Genomic DNA, 19617 nt, shown 5'->3' on the forward strand with positions numbered 1-19617 from the left:
TTCTCGCGCCTACGGCTGGAAGTCCTCCACCAACTCGGAGGAGGTGTCCGCAGCTGCGGCCGTGAAGACCGGGCGAGCCCGCGGGGCACGAACCGTCGTCGCCACCGGTGATCGGCGCCCTTCGCCTCGTGCACGAGCGCGAGCGTCATGGGCCGACAGCACGTCGCGGTTGACGAGCAGCTTCACGTCAGGTGCTTCGACTTCGAGACCCGCCTCGGTCGCCTTCTCCCAATCGGAGATCGCCCGCTGGTTGCTCCGGACGGCGTACGGTGCGAAGTGACCGTTCTCCGATCCGGAGAAGATGTTCTCTCGCGCCGTGGCCGCGGCCAGGACATCATCGAAGGTGCCACCGTAGGCCAGGCGGTCCATGGTCGAACCGAGGCCCTCCAGGCTCTTGTCCTCGGGGTCCTCGATGTCAACGATCAGGCCAGTCGGTCCGGTGAGGGCCGCCGCGACCTTGTCCACGTTGCCAGTGTTGACCGACACGTTGAGACCATCCTTCGCCGTGTACAGGTCCAGGAACTGGGCCTTCCACGTCTCCGTGTCCGCCTGGAGCTCCTGTCCGTTGTCGTCGCGCGCCACCATCCACTCACGGTTGCCATCCGCGCCCGGCGACACCTCCAGCTTGCGGCCCTTCCACAGTGCCCGAGCCGGGCCCATCAGCATGTTGTACTTCTGCCGGGCCTCCTCGGGGTCGTGCTTCGCCTGCAGCACGGACTGGGTCACCGGGTACGTGAGCTCGAGCACCGCCTTCAGGTCGCCGTTGCGGAGTGCCTTCACACCGCGCTGGGAGAAGGTCCCTGCGATACCGGTTCCGTGCGACTTCACCGCCGTCGCCATCATCACGCCTTCGTCCTCAGCGCGTGTGTGCTGCGTGTCGCCGAGATCGACCATCGTGACTGGGTCGACGCCCAGGTGTCGGCAGTAGTCGCCGATCTTGCTCATCGAACCCTTGGCGCCAGTATCGATGCACGCCTCGATCACGCTCTTCACGTGGTCGCCGGCCTCGCCGAAGCGCAGGATCGCGTCACCGTACTGGCCCTGCATCGCTTCCCGGTAGTAGTCAGACAGGTTGCCGACGAGTTCGTGTCGGTGCTCCCATGCTGTCGCCTGGTCAATGCTGCCCTCCTCAAGGTCACTCTGGACCTCGTTGGCCCGCATCTTCAAGTCCGCGAACTGCTGAGCGAGCTCTGGTGCCACGAACTGACTCACCTTCACGTCCAAGGAGTCCTGCATCGCCAGCGGGTGCAGCATGTCGTCACCGAACTGTCCGAGGTCGAGGAGATTGGCCTCCACGGTCAGCTTCTGCATCGCCTGGGCTCGCGCAGCGTCGCTGGTCAACCGCACCACGGCGACCGAATCTCCGTCGAAGTCTCCGTCGAAGCACTTGTCCATGACCGGGTTGATGGCCACACCGGTGAGGCGCTCGTCAACGCGCACCCGCAGGTAGCGCACGCCGGCGTCACGAAGCACCGGGTCACGCCAGACGAGCGCGTAGTCGTTGTCCTCCAACCCGAGAGCCTCGGCCATGGCCGGCCCAACAGCGAGCTGGTCGACATCCAGACGAGGGTCGCTCGTCCAGACTGCCGTGGCCGAGTTGGGGAGGCGGGAAGACATCAGCCCCTCCTTGAACACGTTGCGCTTCCCAGAGAAACGCTTGTGCTTGAGATCGTCCGTGATCGTGTCGAACGCGGCCTGTGCACGCCGCGGAGCCTCCGCGACCTGCGCCTCGAGCGCGTTACGGCGATCGGGAGTGAGCGCTTCGCCGTTGCGGGTGAGCTCGTCCTTGGCGAAGCGGTACCGGGTCGCCATCTCGTACACGGCCAGGTACTGGTTCGTGTAGTCGTGCGCCGTGCTCTGCCCGTCGTCGAGATCCTGACCACTGCGGAGGTGCGAGCTCATCACCGGCAGCTTCCACGTGGTGTCCGTGGCCGTGGGAATCCGCTCACCTGTCGGGAAACGGAGTGGGAAGGGCAGCTCCAGGTCGCCACCGCGATCACCGATCAACTGACCGAAGTCAGCCTTCATCTTGCCGGCGTTCAGCGTCCCCCGAGCGGTGATCTCCAACTCAGGCATCGGGAACAGCCGACGCTCGGAACCCTCTGCCATGTCGTCGTAGCCGACGCGCATCGTGCCGTCCGGTTCCATGTCGAGGCCCATCGTCACGAGCATCTCGCGGAAGTTGGCCACCGCCGAGTTGTTGGGTCCGTAGAACTCACTCATCACCTGGTCGCATCCCTGGGACCCCAGAGCCCACGCGAGCTGACTCGACGCCTTGCGGCCACGCCCCTCCCGCAGTGCAGCCTCGTCGTAGACGCGGGTGCCGCGTTCGACGTCCTTGTGGGTCACGACGAGGCGCATCTTGCCCATCGTGTCCTTCGTCGTCCCCTTCCACGGGAGCGCCAAATCGCCAGGCTCCTGCATGAGTTCACGGGCAGTACCCCCGTTGAACCGCGAGACGGCGGAGAAGGGGCTCATGACTACGTCCAGCTCGGGGTTCATCTTGAAGACCTGGACGGCGTAGTTCATGTTCTGATCGGTTGCGTCGAAGTCCTCCCCCGCGACTGCGTCGCGATCGACGACAAGCGAGATGACGCCCTTGTTACCGTGCATGTCGCTGAGCTTGTCGCCCGGGACCAACGAACGAGCGGAGCCGTCGGCGCCACGGATCGCGTGCTTCTCAGCGAAGTCCTTGCTGACGACCATCGGGTCATCAGCGGTCCATCCGCCGAAGGTCATCATCGCCACTCCAACAGGCTCGGTCACGGCGGCCGCGTTCAAGAGGTTCGAGGCCGACATCTGCTGACGGTCGTACGGGTCGAACTTCATCATCTCGGTCTCCGGCAGCTTCATGAGCGGCGCGCGGTCGTCGAGGTCTGTGCTTTGGATGATCTTCCCTGTCGAGGCGTCGACCGTTGCACCCTCGACCAGGTACCGGGTGATGCCCTGGTAGACAGCGCCGTTGGTCATCACTGGGTCGAAGAATCCGTCGCCCTCTTCGGTCATGATCGCCATGTTGCGACCACCGGTCAGGACCCACGCGTCGAAGCGGTTGTCGTTGGCCGGGTCCGCCGCCTGCGCGGAGTTCTCTGCGCGCCACGCAGCGTGCACAGTTGAGCCAGATGCGATCTCGCTCGGGTAGCGGACTCGACGCGCCTCCGTGGCGAGTATCGCGTTCACCCACTGCTCGTCGAGACCTTCCGCCGCTGAACGCTCGATGAAGTCGGCTTCGTGGCGCACGTCGTAGAGACGGCGGTAGACGCTGTTCAGCGAGGTGGGCTCCCCGACCTCGGTGCGCATGACGAGCATGTCATTGGCGATCTGGTACTCGATCTGATCGGTCATCGTCTGCTCGTAGCCGCGGAGCAGCGTCCGCTCTTCGACGCTCAGTTCCTCGCCAGCCCGCTGTGAAGAGATGCGCGCTTCGTAGCCGGGGACGAACAGGTAGTTGTCGCCGCCGGCGAACCGCGTCACGACCTCTCCGTGCTCACCACGACCGAACAACTGACCGATCTGGCCCTGGACCACCTCGCGGGCGCCCGTGCGACCGAATCGTTCGGCTGTCCACGAGGCGATGCCCTGGTCGTCGATCTCCAGGCTCGTCACGTGGCCACCGTTGCGCTCGATGGCTAGACCGATCACCGCACCCATGGCGCTGACGAAGGGATCCGGGTGCATGTTCGGCTCGACGGAGGCATCCCGGTTGAACTGGACCAGGCGGTCCTTGACAGCGGTGGCGTAGAAACTGGACCCCATCAGCTCGTCGCCGGTGATGCCCGTGACACGCAGCGCTGCGACGATGTTCGCGTTGTTGCGCCAGGTCCCGAACTCGCTCGTCATGTGCTTCGCGACTCGGACCGGGTCGAAGCGTCGGGTGACGATCTCTCCATCGAGGAGAACGTGATCGTGTTGCTCGAAGGATCCGATGAGCTCGTCGACGACATCGGCCGCGTGATCGCGTACCTTCTGTTCGCCCGAGCCGACGTAGGCCAGGTCGCCCACGAGCAGGTCGTGGATGGCACGTGACTCGTCCGAATCGACCTGGAGCTCGCCGATGACACCGACCTTGGCCTGGTACTCCTCCTCGGTTGCGCCGGAGCGAAGCAGCGTCGTCTGCGCCCCTCGAAGAACATCCCAGTACGAGCGCTGAATGGCTGACACCTCAGCATCGCCACTGAACTCAGGGAACCACTCACCGGCGGCCGCTGCCTCGGCGTGCTCCTCGTGCTCGCGCACCAGACGGTCGACCTCAAGCGACGCGGCGAGGTTCTCACGTGCACTGGTGACTGACTCCAGCAGGTACTCCTCGCCGCGCTCTGCATCGGCGAAGAAACGCGCCGTTGCTGTCCGTGCACTGGCCGAACGCCGAACGAGCACCTTCGCACCGGGCTCGGGGATCTTGCCGTCGACGAGCAAGTCGCCCACGACGGACATCGACGCTCGGTCGTTCTTCGTGAAGTATGCGTCCTGAACCTCGACCGGAACGCGACGCCCCTGCTGGCGGCTCCACTCGACCTCCGTGTGGACGCCGACCTCACCGACCAACCCCTTGCCGTCGAAGCGCTCCACGGGCTTACCCTGCGCGACCCGCAGCAATGCGACCGCTTCGGATGCCGACGGAGTGTAGGGCAGCGTCTTCTGGGACCCGTCTGCCTTCACGTTCGTCGAGTAGTAGGTTGAGACGCCATCGTCGTAGACGCGGCCGACGAAGTGCTCGTTCTCACGCAGCTCCGTGAGCCGCACCGAGATCTTGGTCCCCTCGATCTCGGCCTTGATCTGACCGGGGTTCCGATCGCGACTGACGGTGTACCCGACTCCCTGGGCGCGGAGTTCGTCAAGGATTGCAGCTGAGCGGCCGAGCGCATCGGCCGTCATGAATCGTCGGGGGTTCAGCGACCCGTCCTGGTTGCGTGCGCCTTCGATGACCCAGCTGCGTACATGGCGGTACTCCTGCTCGCTCATCCGGGACATCAGCTCGGTGATGCCGCTGGCGTCGTCGTGGCTGTAGGCCTCCCCCGCTTCGACGGGCTTCCCGTCCTCACCCAGGGAGTAGATGCGCAGCTGGTCCGTCCGCAGCTCTCCGAGACGGCTCACATCCCCTCCTGCGAACTGCTCGATCTCGTTGTCGAGGAGGTACCGAGGCTGCGACCCCGCCTGCTTCATCGTGCTCCGGACGGCCCATCGCTGGTCGTAGGGCGAGACGGGCAGTCGCGCTCCGGCGACGCCGGTGTTCGGTTGCACGACTGTCACGCCGTCCGCGCCCTTGCGGGTGAACCCTGCGATATCGAAGAATGCGTCCTTCATCTGCACGTAGGCAGGAGACGCGGGGCTCGTGTCGGCGAAGATGCCGGGGTAGCCCCGAACGTTCTCCTGCATCGTCTCCTCGATGGCCCGGAGGACCGGCGGGATGCCGAGGTCTCCATCCGCGATCGAGCGACCCTCAGCTGCGAGCCGCTGCTCGACCTTCGATCGCAGGTCTCGAGCGGCGGAGACCATGATGACCTTCCCCGTCGCGTCCTGTGTGCGCTCGATCGTCTGCTGGAACAGGTGCTCGTACAGGTATCGGCGCATCCCCGGGCTTCGTGGATCCATTGGAGTTCCCCCTTGGTTCAGGCTGGTTGAAACCGGCCTCGGTAAGTGTTGCTATCCCCCTCACTATATCGGTTTTGGCTGGTAAATCAGGCGATTCTAAACGTCTCGATCGCGCATTGCGAGCATCATGGCGCGCTCGAACTCGCCGCCGGCGACCGAGCTCCAGCCGTCCAGCGAAGCCAGGAACTCGTAGAACTCCGGTGTCACCTGGTAGCCGACCAGGCTCTGCAGATCGTCCTCGCTGTACACCCGCGCACCCGGGTCCTTGGCGGCCGCATTCAGCTGGCGCAGTGACTCGGACTCATCGAGCTTGTCGATGTACAAGGTCTGACCGTCGGCCGATCGGAGAGAACCCCCGCTACCTACGCTGAAGTGCGCGAAGTCCCGCTCCATGTAGGAGCGCGTCGCCTTGTACGCCTCGGCGATCTCACGGTCGAGTGGGCCGTCGAGCGCGCGACCGTCGGCCCGGACGAGCATCTCCCGGCTGATCTGTCCACCAGCGAACAGCAGGGCTTGCCTAACGGCGGCGTCGGCTTGTGCCGCCTGAGCAGCAGCCTTCATCTCGAGATCTGCCTCCCAGTCACCGTTCGCGTAGAAGCCCTCGGGGGCATCGTCCAGGTCGACCTCCTCCGCGTCCAGTCCCGTCTCCTCTGCCACACTCTCGCGGAGCGATGCGTCAACGAGTTCCATGACCTCGTCGCTGTACACGTCAGGATCGAGCCGGGCGATGTCGACGTCCTTGTAGTCGTAGGCCTCCTGGTAGATGACCTTGCAGCCCACGGCGTTCTCCGCCTGCAGCATGCGCTTGGCGAGCATCTTGTCGAAGTCCGGCTGGTTCAGCCGCACATCGAAGTCCAGGGCCGAGCTGAGTGTCGGGATGGTCTGCAGCGTGTACTCGTGGCCCGGGTGGACGATGGTGTCCTTGAACAGACGCCATGACATCGGCAGGATCGTTTCGTTTCGGTTCCACACGGGTGAGTCGCCGGCGCGGAACACGATGCTGTTGCGTTCGGAGATATACGCCATGTCGTTGTAGCTGATGACCGGCTCCTCCTTCGTGTTCATCGTGTAGGAGACCTTGCCCTCAACGTTGAGCCCCTTGATCATCCGCTCGGTGTCCTTGGTCACCGTCTTCGAATCGCGGTACGTCCGGTGCGTGGTGCCCGACATCTTCTGCAGAGTGTCGAGCATCGAGTCGTCGGTGCTCTTCAGGAAGACGATGTTGGAGGTGTTGCCCTGGACGATCTTGTCGACCGACTCGCCGTAGACGTCGCGAAGCTGCTGCAGCGTCTGCAGGATGATCGTGAACTGCTGCTCCTGGCCGAGGCCGATCGAGAGCATCGTTTCGAAGCCGGAGATTCCGTGACCCTCGGACTGAAGGTTGCCGAGCTCGTCGAGCATGAACCGGGTCTTGTAGAGCGGCTTCTGATTGCTCTTGGTCATGTACGACTTGTCGAAGTTGAGGTCGACGAGCTGCTTCACGAGGATCAGGATGAGCTTCGCGTACTTCATCAGGTGCGGCGGCGTCACGAGGAACACGACCTTCGGCTTCTCCGAATAGCGAACCATGTTGGAGATGATCGCCTGCGCCTCACCAAGCTCCTTCTCCGGCAGACCCGCGGTGATGTTCGTCAGACGCATCTGTGGGTAGGTCGTGTGAGCCGGAACGAACTTGCCGGACGCCTCGTCGCGCCGCAGTTCCACGAGCAGACCGTTCTTCACGATCTTCTCGCTGGTGACGGGGTCGGTGATGAAGTACCGACCGTTGAGGGAGGTCTGGTAGTCCTTCGTGAATCGGAAGTGGAACGTGCGGATGAGCATGCCGGTCTGAGCGTTCACGAGCCGAAGACGGAGGTATGCGACGTCGGTGGCGAACTTGCCCTGGAAGTAGTAGCGCGCCCATCCCTCGCGCGACACGATGTCCTCGTGTTCGAAGTCGGCGCCGAGGTTGGTCTCGAAGCCGGCGTCCGCGAACGCATCCCACTTCACCTGCGCCCCGATGAGGTGGTCGCGCTTGAGGTAGTTCATCCCGAACCGGACACCCATCCGCCGAGGGAAGGACAGTCCCCCGAGATCCACGTTCTGGGACGGTGCGCCGGAAGTCAGCGTCGAGATCGTCGGGTCCGTGAAGAAGGACATGGCGGTGATCGCGATCCCGTAGACCGACGCGAGCATCTTCTCCGCGGCACCCATGGCGCGCAGGGCGTTGTCGGCGTTGCTCACGAGGGTGCGCATCGAGTTCTGCGGTAGCCCACCGGTCGCGTTGAAGAAGAGCGTCAGCATGTCCAACTCGTCCTTGTCCTCCCAGAGGAACGCCTTCCGCAGAGCGACCTCGCGCTCCGCCTCGTACTCGTCCTCCTGGAAGTCGTCGCCCTGCGGGTCTCCGAACTCGCCTCGCTTCGCCCGCGCTTCCAGCAGCTTCAGGGGGTTCTTCATCTTCTTGGCGGTTAGCTGAACGAAGAGCTGGTAGCAGTTGTAGAGCGTCACCGTCCCCCACATCTCGTCGAGCCGGCGGTCGAGGATCTTCGGGTCCATATTGGTTCGTGAGGCGAAGGCGCGAAGTTCACGCTCCTCCTCGAGGTAGTAGTCGATGAGGCCGTAGGCGGCTCGCTTGAAGGCGTTGTTCGCGGCGTTCGGCCACACGGGGTCCTCGCCGCCGTCCATGGGGAAGAACACGTCGGCGATGTTCTCGACGTACAGCGCGCACTTGGTGGCGTCACCCTCGCGAGCGGCGTCGGCTGCCATCCCCAGTGGGTTGTAGATGTCGGTCTTCATCGCGTTGATCAGGTTGAACTGCACGACCTGGAAGCCACGCATCGTCGCCGCCACGTAGTTCTTGACGAGCAGCTCACCCTTGGGGTCGTTGATCACCATGTTGTTGGGCCGCTTCTCCCGCAGCCACATGTCGATGACCGGCTCGATGTAGGTCTGCCCCTTGCCACCGCGGGTGATGGCGAGCACCATGGTGTTCACCGGCGCGGTGTCGACCAGGTACGCGCCTCCGGGGCGCTGCACCTCGTACTCAGGCATCGTCCAATCGCTGTTGATCAGGTCCGCGACCGTCTTGAACTTGCCGAGCTTGTCGCGGTCCGATCCGTCCGCGTTGTACGGGATGACACTCGTGTCGTAGGTCTTCCGAAGCGTCTTCCCCTCCGGGATCCCCGAGGCGTCGAAGAGTGCGTCGCCGAAAGCCTCGTCGATCATCGGCATCGATCGGGTGATGGCGGCCTCGTTCTCATCCCGGAGGATCTCACCCTTGAGGTATTCGACGTCGCCGTCGTCGTCGAGAAGATCCTTGTCAGCTCGGACAGCCAGGTCGACCTTCCGGAGCCCTTTGTTGGTGATCATCACGTGGCTGATCATCGAGCTGAGCTGGACGCTCGAGTGCGCGCCGGCGTCGGGGAACCAGTCGAACTTCCGCATGACCTCGTTCGGCAGGGCGATGTGCTGGTCACCTTGGTACTGGTTGATGTCCTGGGTGTCATTCATGAGGTTCTGAGCGTCGAGGTTGCGCATCAGGATTGGGTGCAGGATCCCAAAGGTGAGCAGCCCCGCGAGAGCTGAGACGAGGAGTTTCCAGATGTCGAACGTCAGCAGCTGTCCCGGGAAGTCGGAAGCCGGCGCCATCACGACTTTGGCGCCGCCGTCGACCCCGTCCGGTTCGCTGGCGGCCGCTTGCATCGTGGTCCACCACTCCGGCGGATTCTCGATGGCCTCCTCCTCGGTCTTGTAACAGGGCTGATCGAGCATCGCCTCACCGTTGGCGTCGGTGATCTGGTAGCAGTGGAAGACCGTTGAGCCGTTGACCTGCGCGATCTTGTAGTAGGCCGGTGTTCCGCTGATCCCGCCGCTGTTGAAGATCGGTCCGGCGACAACGATGAGCAAGGCCACGGCTGAGAACACACCCCACGTCAGCACGGCGACGACTCCCGCCACGATGAGGGACACCGTGGTGCGACTCGTCCTGGTCTGTAGACCGTCGATGTTCGACCGGTCCAGTTGCTGGTCCTCGAACACGTCACGGTTGCGGAGGGTCTGTTCCGCGGTGCGGCCCGAGAGCTTCTCCCAGTTGGATGCCTTCGGGTGAGTCGACTTCTTAGCCACTGTTACGCACCATGCCTATCGTTTTTCCTCGTTTACAAGGGAATATGAACCACCCTATACGCAGACTGCAGGGCACGTCACCATGAGGATGACGTGCCCTGCAGTTGGGGTAGACGACGCGACCAGGGGATCAGGGACCCTGATCGCGTCGTCGGTCAGATCAGAGCAACTTGACGGCCGAAACCACGGCCGGGGCGCTCTGTGAGATTGTGGGAGCCTGCGACGCGCCCCAGGACCATCCGAGGATGACACCCACGGCGAGAGCTGCGATGCCGAGCACGATGACAAGCGTGATCAGGGTGCTGTTGAACCGCTTCTGGTTCGCAGCCGCACGCTCGAGCTCCTGTGCGGCAGACAGCTTGTCAGCCTCGAGCGTCGTGATCTTGCCGGCGTACTGAGCCTCGTACTGCGCCCCCAGCGCGGAGAGCTGCGCGGTCAACTGTTCGGCCACGGCGCTGCTCGAACGGGTGCGCTCCTTCTCCAGCGTGATGGCCCCACCCCATTCGGCTTCTCGAGCGGTGAGCTGGGCGACAGCCTCCTGTCGGACCCGCGTGAGTTCCTCGTTCAGGCGACGCTCGAAGTCCTCTCGCTCGCTACGCATCTCGTTGAGCCTGGCCGTGTGCTCCTCGCGAAGCTGTGCCACAGACCGGTCACGGCTCAGCTCCTGGGCGAGTGCCATCGCGCGGGCGATGTCTGCTTGACGGTTCTCGTCGATGAACGCGATGAGGCGGTTGTTCCACCGCTCCAGAAGCTCTCGTTCGCCCTCGCGGAGGACATCCTGGCGCTCCCGCAGAACCTCGAAGATCTGAGTCGTACCGACGTCCATGTGGACGTTGGCCTCCTTGCGCCGCATCTCCAGGACCGTCTGGCGGTCGTGCTCGTAGCGCTCCTCGAGGCGTCGATCGACCTCGAGTCCGGCCTCGGCGAGGTCGCGCTCCAGCTTCGGCCGATTCTTGTCCTCGTAGACGCTGCGTGCGTGCGCCGCCGCAGCTTCTGCACGGCTGTCTGCTGCCGCATTGAAACGCTCGGTGATCTCACGCCGCTGGTTGGAGATCTCCTGCGGGCCTGCGAGGCGAGCCGCGTCGTAGTCCTTCTTCGCCCCGTCCATCAGGTTGGCGAACTGCGAGCCGGGGATCTCGGGCGACACCAGCGTCATCGTCTTCTCGACGTGCATGCTCATCGTGGCAACGAACAGCTCGCGGAGCTGGTCGGCGTTGGCCTGGTGCACCTGCTGCAGCTCAGCGTTGGCCTGCCGACTCAGCTGGGCCACCTGAGAGCCGAGCCAGTCGGTGGGGTCGTTCGTGATCTCCAGGGTGATCGCGGCCGCGGATGTCGTGAATGTGCGCTCGAACTCCGCGAGGTCGACGACGAGGTCGAGGTCACTACTGAGGAAGCGACGAGCAATGGTGTCCCGCACCTCGTCCTCGTCGACGACGCGATCGCGGTTCTGCTCGAGGTACTGGAAGTAGCCGGCAGCCTCTTCGTTTCCGGACGGCTGTTCCGTGCTCGCCGTCAGAGCGGGTCCGTCAACGATTCCTGTCTCCAGGTCGACGTTCCAGGACGCGTCGAGATCGTCGTTCTCATCCGTCGACGAGAACCCCACGCCCTCGGTCTCGAACTGCGCCTCGAACGGCTCGAAGTCGTGCGAGTCGTCACCCGAGCTGGCGTCGTCAGCCGCAAGAGCGGAGTAGTCGACCTCGTCATCGCCGCCGCCGAAGGTCTCTCCCCCGCTCAGGGCGAACACATCCCCCAGAGGGTCGTCCGCCAGCGTCGACGTTGCCGAGCTGGCGGACGGCGTTGATGCGCCGACGAGCGCGAGCTCCGCCTCAGCAGGGACGACGGAGGTCAGCTCAGGCTCGACGTTGCCGCCGCCCCAAGCCCACACCTCGGGGAGCACAGCCGCGAGGCTGGTCTCACCACGAGAGAGCTGTACTGCCTCGGCATATGAGGCCGACGTGTCCTGAATGGCGTCCGCGGCCAGTTCGCCGCCGGAGGTGTGGAAGACCGCCCAGAAGTACCGGGCATCCGTGAGCAGGCGGTACTCGCTCATGCGGTCGAGGGTGTCGACCGTCGGCACGATGCCCAGGAACTCGTCATCGAGCATGGCCTTCGTCGCGACGACCTGGATCTTGTCAGCAGCGATGAGTTCGATGATCGAACCCTTGGTGGCGTCGTTCTTCTGCTTCATGCTGAGTCCGCCGATGGCGTCAGCCGACAACAGCAGACCCACCCACGCGGTGCCGTTGGGGAGCGCGAACGCGTCGTTCCCCTTCAGGAGGTCGATCGCCGCGCCCGGGGCGCTCTCGTTCACGACGCTCGAGAGGAGCTCCGCTGGCTTGCGCTTCTTCTGCTTCTGCTGGGTGGATGCCGACGCGTTGCGCGCACCGTCTGCAGTGTCGATCGACGCCTCAGCGGTCGACCCCTTGCTCTTGTTACGACCGAATGCCATTGGTCTGTTCCTCTCCCTGATCTCCTGGTTTACCAGCATACATGAATGTTTTGAGGGGTATCCTGGTCGGTTTTTCATCGACTGATTCAGCTACTCGGCGGCAGTGCCACCATCACTCGTGCATCGCTCTTCAGGAGCGTCTTCTCCGCGCTCTTCAGCACGCCGTCGATGTAAACGGAGACGGATCGCTGGCGCGGGTGCTTGTTGATGAACTCCGCTACCCCCGTAGCCACCTCGTCGGTGAGGCGCGCGATCGCGGCTCGTGCACCGCCGGCGTCGGAGTCGGTGTCCGACTTGTCCTCCACGAGATACTCGATCACGTCGGGGTGGATGAGCACCTTGGTGTTGTGCTTCGTCAACACCTCCTGCACGAATGCACGCAGCTTCGACGTCACGATCGTGCGCTGGGTGTCTCGTGAAAGGGGTTGGAACGGGACGATCGCATCCAGGCGGCCGAGCAGCTCAGGGGGGAAGCGATTCTCCCCCTGCGTGCTCGTGATCGAGCGCCGGATCTCTTTCATCTTGTCCTTGAGCTCGGCGCCGGATCCGGTGTCATCGACGTTGTACTGGGCGATGGTCTTGAAGATCTCCGAACCGGCGTTCGTCGTCAGCACGATGTAGGTGTTCAGGAACGAAACTTGCCGTCCGTTCGCGTCGGAGAGGCGGCCGTCATCGAGCACTTGGAGCAGCATGCGGGTGACCAGCGGTGACGCCTTCTCGATCTCGTCCAACAACAGGACCGCGTGTCCCACGTGCCAGACCCGACTCGTCAGCTCTTTGCGAAAGAGGTCGAGGGATTCGTCTCTGGCGTACTCCGACATGTCGAATCGGATGAGGTGTTCGCGGGCGTCGCCGAACATCAGCTGGGCGAGCTGTTTCGTGAGCTCGGACTTCCCCACACCAGTCGAGCCGGCGAAGAGGAATGAGGAGGCAGGCTTCGTCTTGTCCTGCAGGTCTGCGACGCACAGCTGGAGTCGACGGGCGACGGTCGACGTCGCCCAGTCCTGGCTGAACACCTTCGTGTCCAGATCGGCCTTGATCTTGGCCGCGTCAATGCGGAAGGCGACGTTGACGCCGACAGACTCCATGAGCACGTCCGCGAGGAGCTGCCGGTCCAGCGGCCGCGCCTGGAACTTGTACCAGCCGACCATGGCGTCAAGGACCAGGATCGACTTGCGAGGCTGAGAGGCGGCAGGGACGTAACGCTCGGTGTATTCGTGGATGAGCTCGAAGATGTGGTCGTCGTAGAACTGGTCGGCGACGTCGTATCGCGCAGCCATACCCTTCATGATTGCCACCGTCGTCGCGCGATCCGGCGGATTCACGATGATGCGCTGCAAACGCTCGACTAGCGGCTGGTTCGGCTTGATGTACTCGTCGAACTCATCGTTCGTCGTCGCCGCGATCACGCGGATACCGCGGGCACCTGATGCGGCCAGCACCGGCTTCAGCGCTTCGACCGCGGCACGACTCAGCTGCACGAGTTGGTGGAACTCATCGATGAAGAGCACCAGCTCGCGCTCCTCCTCAGCGCAGTATCGCTCGGCCTCGTCGAAGAGCGACTTGATCTGTCCCGCCATCTCATCGGCGTTGTCGACTCGAGCGATCATTCGTGCCAGATCGACCTCGCGGTAGCTGCGGTTGATGTCCTGGAGCATCGCTGCTTGAACGAGCGCCGTCTTGCCGGACCCCGGAGGGGCGAGCAGAAGAGCGTTGCACAACTCTGGACGGCTCATAGCTGCCATCAGCTGTGCGATCTCGTAGTCTCGCCCGATGATCTCCCGCTCGGCCGGCAAGAGTGCCGTGCTGAACTCGGCCAAGGTCCTGTAGCGCTCGTTGAGCGTGGTCTCCGTGAACATTCGGCCTGCCTCTTCAGTTGGGAGCCCCGAAGCGCTCGTTTTAGCTGATAAACCAGGCAAAGCGTACCACGCGGTCTCGGCGTGGCAAGAGAATAGGCCATCCCACGGCGGAGGTGTCCGTGCGGGATGGCCTATTGAGTCCCTGCGTGATCAGTGGTCGATCTCGGACTCATCTACCGGAGGGTGACCGGTATCGCCCGGGCGATCCCCCTCGACTTCGTCGAAGAGCTCGGGAAATCGGAGAGCGCTTCCCGTCGGAATCGTGACGTCACGCAGCTCTGGGAAGCGATCCATGCGAGCATCACGAGTCGCATCGGTCTCAGTGAGACCCTGCTCGGCGTGTTCCAGCACCCCCGCGACGGCGTTGAGTGGCGAGGCGTTTGTCACGCTTGCCCCCGCCTCGAGCTGACCGTGAGCGATCATCTCGCCAACGTTGAGCCGGAAAGGCGGTTCCTCTCGATGGTCGGTCATGTCCACGTTGCTCCTTCGGTTCGTAATGATCTGGTGGGGATACGCGAAAGACCCCGCCACCCGAGGTGAGTCGGGCGGCGGGGTCTTTCGGCCCCTGCTAGCCGAGTTCCGGCTGGTCCGCGGCGGGGGCGCCGGCGGCCACGGTGGCGAGTTCCGGCTTCGCGACGCGGGGCTTGCGAGCGGTCTTCGGCTTCGCGGGCGCCGCGGAAGCCGCTTCGGCCGGCGCGGCCTCAGCGGCGACAGCGGGGGCAGCTGCTGCCTTCGCGTCCTTGGCGGCCTTCATGCTGGCGAAGATCTGAGTCCGGATGTCCTGGCCGGCGGCGTTGGGCTCCACGGAGAGCTCCGAAGGTGCGAGGGTCTTCGAGTTCGCGATCAGCTCGCCGTTGTTGATGAGCAGATCCGCCTTGACGCCGTAGATCTTGCCGACGACCGTGCCCGCGCTGTCGGTGAGGTCGGTGACGTTGGCGCCGGCGGCCTCCGAGATCGACGCGAACTGGCTGGCGGTGTAGCGGCTCGAGTTGTTGTAGCCGGTCGGCGACTTCTCGTCCTTCTTGGACACCAGAGCCAGGGACGTCTGCCCCTTCGCCCGCTTGTCCTCGGGGTGCAGACGCACGTCGAGGTAGTGGGTCGTGACCACACCGTCCTTGCTGGCGACGCGGTTGTCGTAGCTGATGACGACGAGGTCGACATCCTTCAACGAATTCGCCCCGTGAACTTCCTTGCGCATGTCGACCATGTCGTTCCCCCTTGATGCAGTGGTCCTGAGCCGATCGGCTCGCGGTCCCGGTTGAGTGGTTGGTACTTCCACCGAATCGATCAGTAGAAGATGTGGCAAAAGTACCATAAGCCTGGTTTATCAGCAAATATGAATGTTTCCGGGCCCGACTAGTCTCGTTCCGGCACGATGGTGGCGACGCTTGCGGCCGGCTCAGATTCCGGGTGGGACAGCAGTACGACCTCGTCGACCTGGGCGGCCAACTCCGCGGCGAGGTTGGCGTCAAGTTGGACCGTCCGGCTCCGGCGGAGGATTGCGCGCTCGCGTGCGAGCTCGGCGACATGACTGGGAAGCATGCCCGTCCCGTCGTCCGTCATCGTGAGGGCGAGATTGGCCATTGCCCGAACGTCGGAGACCGGCAGTTCCGCCACCGAGTCGCTCTGGCCGGATGCGACGAGGTAAGCGACCGCGGCGTCCAAAGCAGCGGTGCGCTTCTCGCTCGCCTGCCTGAACGCTCGCAACGTTCGATCGCCGACGGCGACGTCCTCGGCAAAGTCGTACCGCATGTGGTGCAGGTCGAGACCTTTGACCTCTTCGAACGGGTACTCGGGAGCAGCGGTGACCTCTGCAGTGTCTCGCCCAGACGCAGGGTCGCCCGTCACGGCGAGACGAAGCCCCTTGCCCGCGAGCTTCACACGGAGGTCCTCGACCATGCCTGCATACTTCGCGCGCATTCGGCGCACTCGTTCAGCCAAGACATGCACCGCGCTGGCATCCCCTCGTGCAACCAAGCGGCCGCCGGCCTGCCCATAGACCTCGCGACCGATGCGCTCGGCTTCGACCTCGTCTTTGGTTCGCCTCAGCGACTGGTCACGCCTCATCGATTCGAGGGAGATCACCCGCTCTCCGTACTCAGAGACCTCCTGCCAGTCCTGGTACCAGGTCGCGCTCGGTGGGGTGAAGCTGAGGAAGCTGCGGTACTTGGACGCGCACCTCGCGTGATACTCCTCCTCCTCGAGGTACAGCTCATAGAGAGCACGGGAGCTGGCTGCAGCCTGTCCCTGGTCATCAGCGGCCTCCCACACCCGGGACATCTCGTGATAGTGCTGGCGCTGCTCCGTGTGGTGATCGAGTCGGGAGGCGAACGACCGCAGACGGAAGCCGAAACCGATGATGTCATCGTCGTCAGTCTGGGCGTGTGCCCGCTTCGCGATGACCTCGTAGTCTGCTCCCATGGCGTCGAGCATCGGTGTGCGTACCCGGAGGGCGTCGTCGGGCAGCGCGCGGAGCAGTCCATAGACCGCGTTCACAGATCGCTCGACGATGCGGTCCTCCCCCGTCGACACGAGACGGCTCCACTGCTCCTGACTGAGGCTCTCCGCCTCCCGTCGGTGATCGGCATATGCCCGGACCTCGGACATCGCTTGCGTCATGGGTGAACCGTCACGATCAAGGACTTCTCGAACGATCTGATGCACGACTCGATTCGGCTTGCGCATAGCCTCGTGATTTGTCCCAGCGCGCCAGAGGCGCCGGTCTTCGGGGAGGCAAGCCAGGAGGAACTGCGGCAGCGACTCACGGAGCATCTGTTGGTGTGCCCAGCGCTTGACGAAGGTCGTGACGTTGCGTCGTTCGTATCCGATGGCGCTCGTGAGATGGCGCACGACCTGCTTGGCGTCTAACCAAGCGTCTACCCCGCGTCGCAGCAAGCTCTTCGCACGGTCACCGATCTTGCCTCGCTGTGTTCCATCCGTGGCCATCGAGCCGCGGCCGGCGTCCACCATCGCCAGGTGACAGTGCACGTGCTCGGTATCGACCTGAATGACACCGACGTAGCGGAGATCGTCGTAGAGGGTCCGACCCATGCGTGTGAGACCGTGCATCACGGCCAAGCGCAGCTTCATCTGATCAATGTGGCCCCGGTAGTCGCCGCGCTTCTCGCAGACGAAGTCTTCGGGGATGATGCCGTGCTTGCGGAGGTACTCCTGATCGAACGAGAGCACCGTCTTCATGACGGTGTGCCCACTCTCGAACAGGCGCTGGATGTCTGCACTCGCTGCGTGCAATTGGTCATGGGACAGTGAGACCTGCCCGTAACCGAACGCAACTCCACCTTGTCCCTGAGCGTCGGTCATCTTGCGTTTGAGCGTCCCGCGATCGCGTACGGAGACGCTCTCGGTAGCGGCCTCTCTGGCCATGTAACGCATGATGAAGTCGTCGGTGCGTTGGCGTCGGATGGGTGCGAGTGACTCCGTGGCCAGCTCCCGCGCCATGTACCGGCTCACGAACTCACCGGGGGTCCCGCCGCGGGTGCCTCGCATCTTCCCATTGCTCGAGGGCAGTGGGATGGTGAATTCGTTGACGACGACGACGTCCTGCTTCAGACCCATGTGCGTGCCTCCCGTTCAGCTTGCTGGTGATTCGAAGACGAGGGGCCCGTATGCGAAGCGATGCTTCGATCGGACCCCTCGTCGCGTGCCGGTCTGATGCCGGCGGCCTACAGGTCGTGCTGAGATTCAGCGGCAGTCTCGAGGGGCTCTTCCTCCAGCAGCTCGGAGCGAATCCGAGCAGAGCGAACGGCGGCCGTCCGTCGAGCAGCTTGAGCTGTCTCAGCCGATTCCATGGGCAGTGGGGCGAGCTCGGGATCCGGTTCGCCCAGGTCGAGGAAGCCGTTCTCGTCCACAGCGAGCTCGCCCCCCGCCGCGGGTTCTTGAGGCTGTTCCTGAATCGTGTCGGCCGTCTCCTCGGCGCGGTACAGCTCGCCCGACCGCGCTCGCTCGATGGCGGGCGCCACGATCGTGTTGTAGAGCTCCTCAGCACTACCAGGCGACGGCGCCTCGACCGCAAGGACGGCATCCTCCGTCAACGCCTCGTCGACACGACTCCCTTGGATCTCGGAGACCAAGCGCTCGAATACTCCCGCCGGGACGTCGCTGCGCCATTCGCCTCCGTCGTGCGACCGCTCTGGCGCGATCGCACCTGGTCGATACTCCTCGAACTGCACGTCGCTGAAGATGTCGTGGGCGGATCCCCCTCGCGCCGGCTCGGACTGCCGTGACACCTCGGCAGCCACGACCGGGGCCTGCTCGTAGTTCGGGAAGTACGACGAGAGGTCGTAGCCGCTGTTTTGCTCGTCGAGGTCGAGCTCGCTCTGGTTGTGGACGGTCATGAAGACCAGGGGTGGCTGATCCTCCAGCTCTGGTGCGACGATCATGAAGTCTGCGGAACCAGGGATGGCCCAGGGGATCCCCGACATCTCTTCAGGGACGCGGAACTGGTCGGTGAAGTACCCCTTGGCGACGAGATCGCCGAGCTGTCGGGGGTTGAAGTTGTAGAACGCGTCGATCGGGAGTCCCGAACCTCGTCGCAGAACCAGCTCGTCGACGCCGTAGGGCAGTTCGACTTCCGGAACCACCGAGGTGAGTTCGCCGCGGAGATGTAGGTACGGTCGGAAGTTCTCCTCGGGGCCACCGTGCAACAGCTCCACGAGCTCCACCTCGACGGTGCTCTCCATTGGGACTCCTCGCAGGGACTCCGAGGCCACCTGGCCATCCTTCATGATTCGGCCGAACCACGGATCGTTGGTCCGCAGGGGTGCAATCTTCATCTGTCGTCTCCTGGTCGCTCTGCGCGGCTGCCTAAGCAGCCTTCGTGCTGGTCTTGGTACGTGGGCTCTTGGGTCGGAGTTCTGCCGCACCCATAGCCGGGGGCGCCTCACCCATAGCCGGGGGCGCCTCACCGAGAGCCCATCGGGATACGGCCTGGACGGCGCGCTTCCGGAGTCGCCACAGGCCGCGCATGAGGAACAGGACGAACGCGAAGAGCAGCCCGACGAGGAACAGTGCCGGGACGATCCACGCTGACAGCACCGTTTCCACCGGCATGTCGAGGGTCACGCCCGTTCCAGCCTTCACGAAGCCCATCGTCATGGGGACGATCTGCACGGCCGAGAAGAACGCGAGGACGTAGTAGGCGAAGATCAACCCGACGAGCGTGACGGTTCGAGTCAGTAGGACCACACCGATCGGGACGGCCTTCCCCTTCAGTCGGGTGTTCGTGCTCGGTCTGATTTTCAGCGGTCCCATGTCATCTCCTGATCGAGTAGTTCTGCTGGGCCAGCATCAGCGCCCAGTGTTCGTTTTTCCTCGTGTATGAGGAAAAGACTATCAGCAGACGGCTGCGGCCGCCCGTTCCAAAGGAACCGGGCGGCCGCGGAATCGATGAAGGTGGGTCGCCCCTAGCCTGAGCTGCGAGCGGGTGACATCGACGCGTATCCACTGACGTCGGAGATTGCGCCGTCTCCATCCACTGTCAGGAAGATCGTGGCGACCCGCACTGCAGTGCCGAGGCCGTCGGAGGACTTCGCCTGGACGTCGACGAGCACGAGGTACCGGTAGTCGAGGCCGTCAACCGACAGCACCCTCGCC

10 protein-coding genes are annotated in these 19617 nt (G+C 63.9%); all 10 read right to left on the minus strand.

Annotated elements, in window-relative coordinates:
• Window positions 1–9: 9 nt before the first annotated feature.
• The gene (locus B9Y95_RS19045) at window positions 10–5571 is read right to left on the minus strand and encodes a hypothetical protein (protein ID WP_123539834.1); all 5562 of its coding nucleotides are present in this window, start codon (window positions 5569–5571) and stop codon (window positions 10–12) included.
• 117 nt (window positions 5572–5688) lie between these two features.
• On the minus strand, window positions 5689–9696 hold the full coding sequence (locus tag B9Y95_RS19050; RefSeq protein ID WP_123539833.1) for a type IV secretory system conjugative DNA transfer family protein: 4008 nt from the start codon (window positions 9694–9696) through the stop codon (window positions 5689–5691).
• 160 nt (window positions 9697–9856) lie between these two features.
• Complete coding sequence (locus tag B9Y95_RS19055; protein WP_085514237.1) at window positions 9857–12145, minus strand: hypothetical protein; 2289 nt, start codon at window positions 12143–12145, stop codon at window positions 9857–9859.
• 86 nt (window positions 12146–12231) lie between these two features.
• A complete protein-coding gene (locus tag B9Y95_RS19060) occupies window positions 12232–14004 on the minus strand; it encodes an AAA family ATPase (RefSeq protein ID WP_085514238.1) in 1773 nt (590 codons plus the stop codon).
• 150 nt (window positions 14005–14154) lie between these two features.
• Window positions 14155–14481: a hypothetical protein gene (locus tag B9Y95_RS19065; RefSeq protein ID WP_085514239.1), complete on the minus strand. Its 327-nt coding sequence runs from the start codon at window positions 14479–14481 to the stop codon at window positions 14155–14157.
• A gap of 91 nt (window positions 14482–14572) precedes the next feature.
• Window positions 14573–15211 carry a hypothetical protein gene (locus B9Y95_RS20810; RefSeq protein WP_085514240.1) on the minus strand — a complete coding sequence of 213 codons (639 nt, stop codon included), beginning with the start codon at window positions 15209–15211 and terminating at the stop codon, window positions 14573–14575.
• Window positions 15212–15360: 149 nt separating this feature from the next.
• On the minus strand, window positions 15361–17580 hold the full coding sequence (gene mobL, locus B9Y95_RS19075; RefSeq protein ID WP_085514241.1) for a relaxase MobL: 2220 nt from the start codon (window positions 17578–17580) through the stop codon (window positions 15361–15363).
• 107 nt (window positions 17581–17687) lie between these two features.
• Window positions 17688–18704, minus strand: coding sequence for a hypothetical protein (locus tag B9Y95_RS19080; protein ID WP_085514242.1), 1017 nt, complete (start codon window positions 18702–18704; stop codon window positions 17688–17690).
• 124 nt (window positions 18705–18828) lie between these two features.
• Complete coding sequence (locus B9Y95_RS19085) at window positions 18829–19275, minus strand: hypothetical protein (protein ID WP_085514243.1); 447 nt, start codon at window positions 19273–19275, stop codon at window positions 18829–18831.
• 152 nt (window positions 19276–19427) lie between these two features.
• A partial coding sequence (locus B9Y95_RS20815; protein ID WP_200811446.1) for a hypothetical protein occupies window positions 19428–19617 on the minus strand: 190 nt, incomplete at its 5' end.

The sequence above is a fragment of the Plantibacter flavus genome (assembly GCF_900177615.1).
GTDB lineage: Bacteria > Actinomycetota > Actinomycetes > Actinomycetales > Microbacteriaceae > Plantibacter > Plantibacter flavus.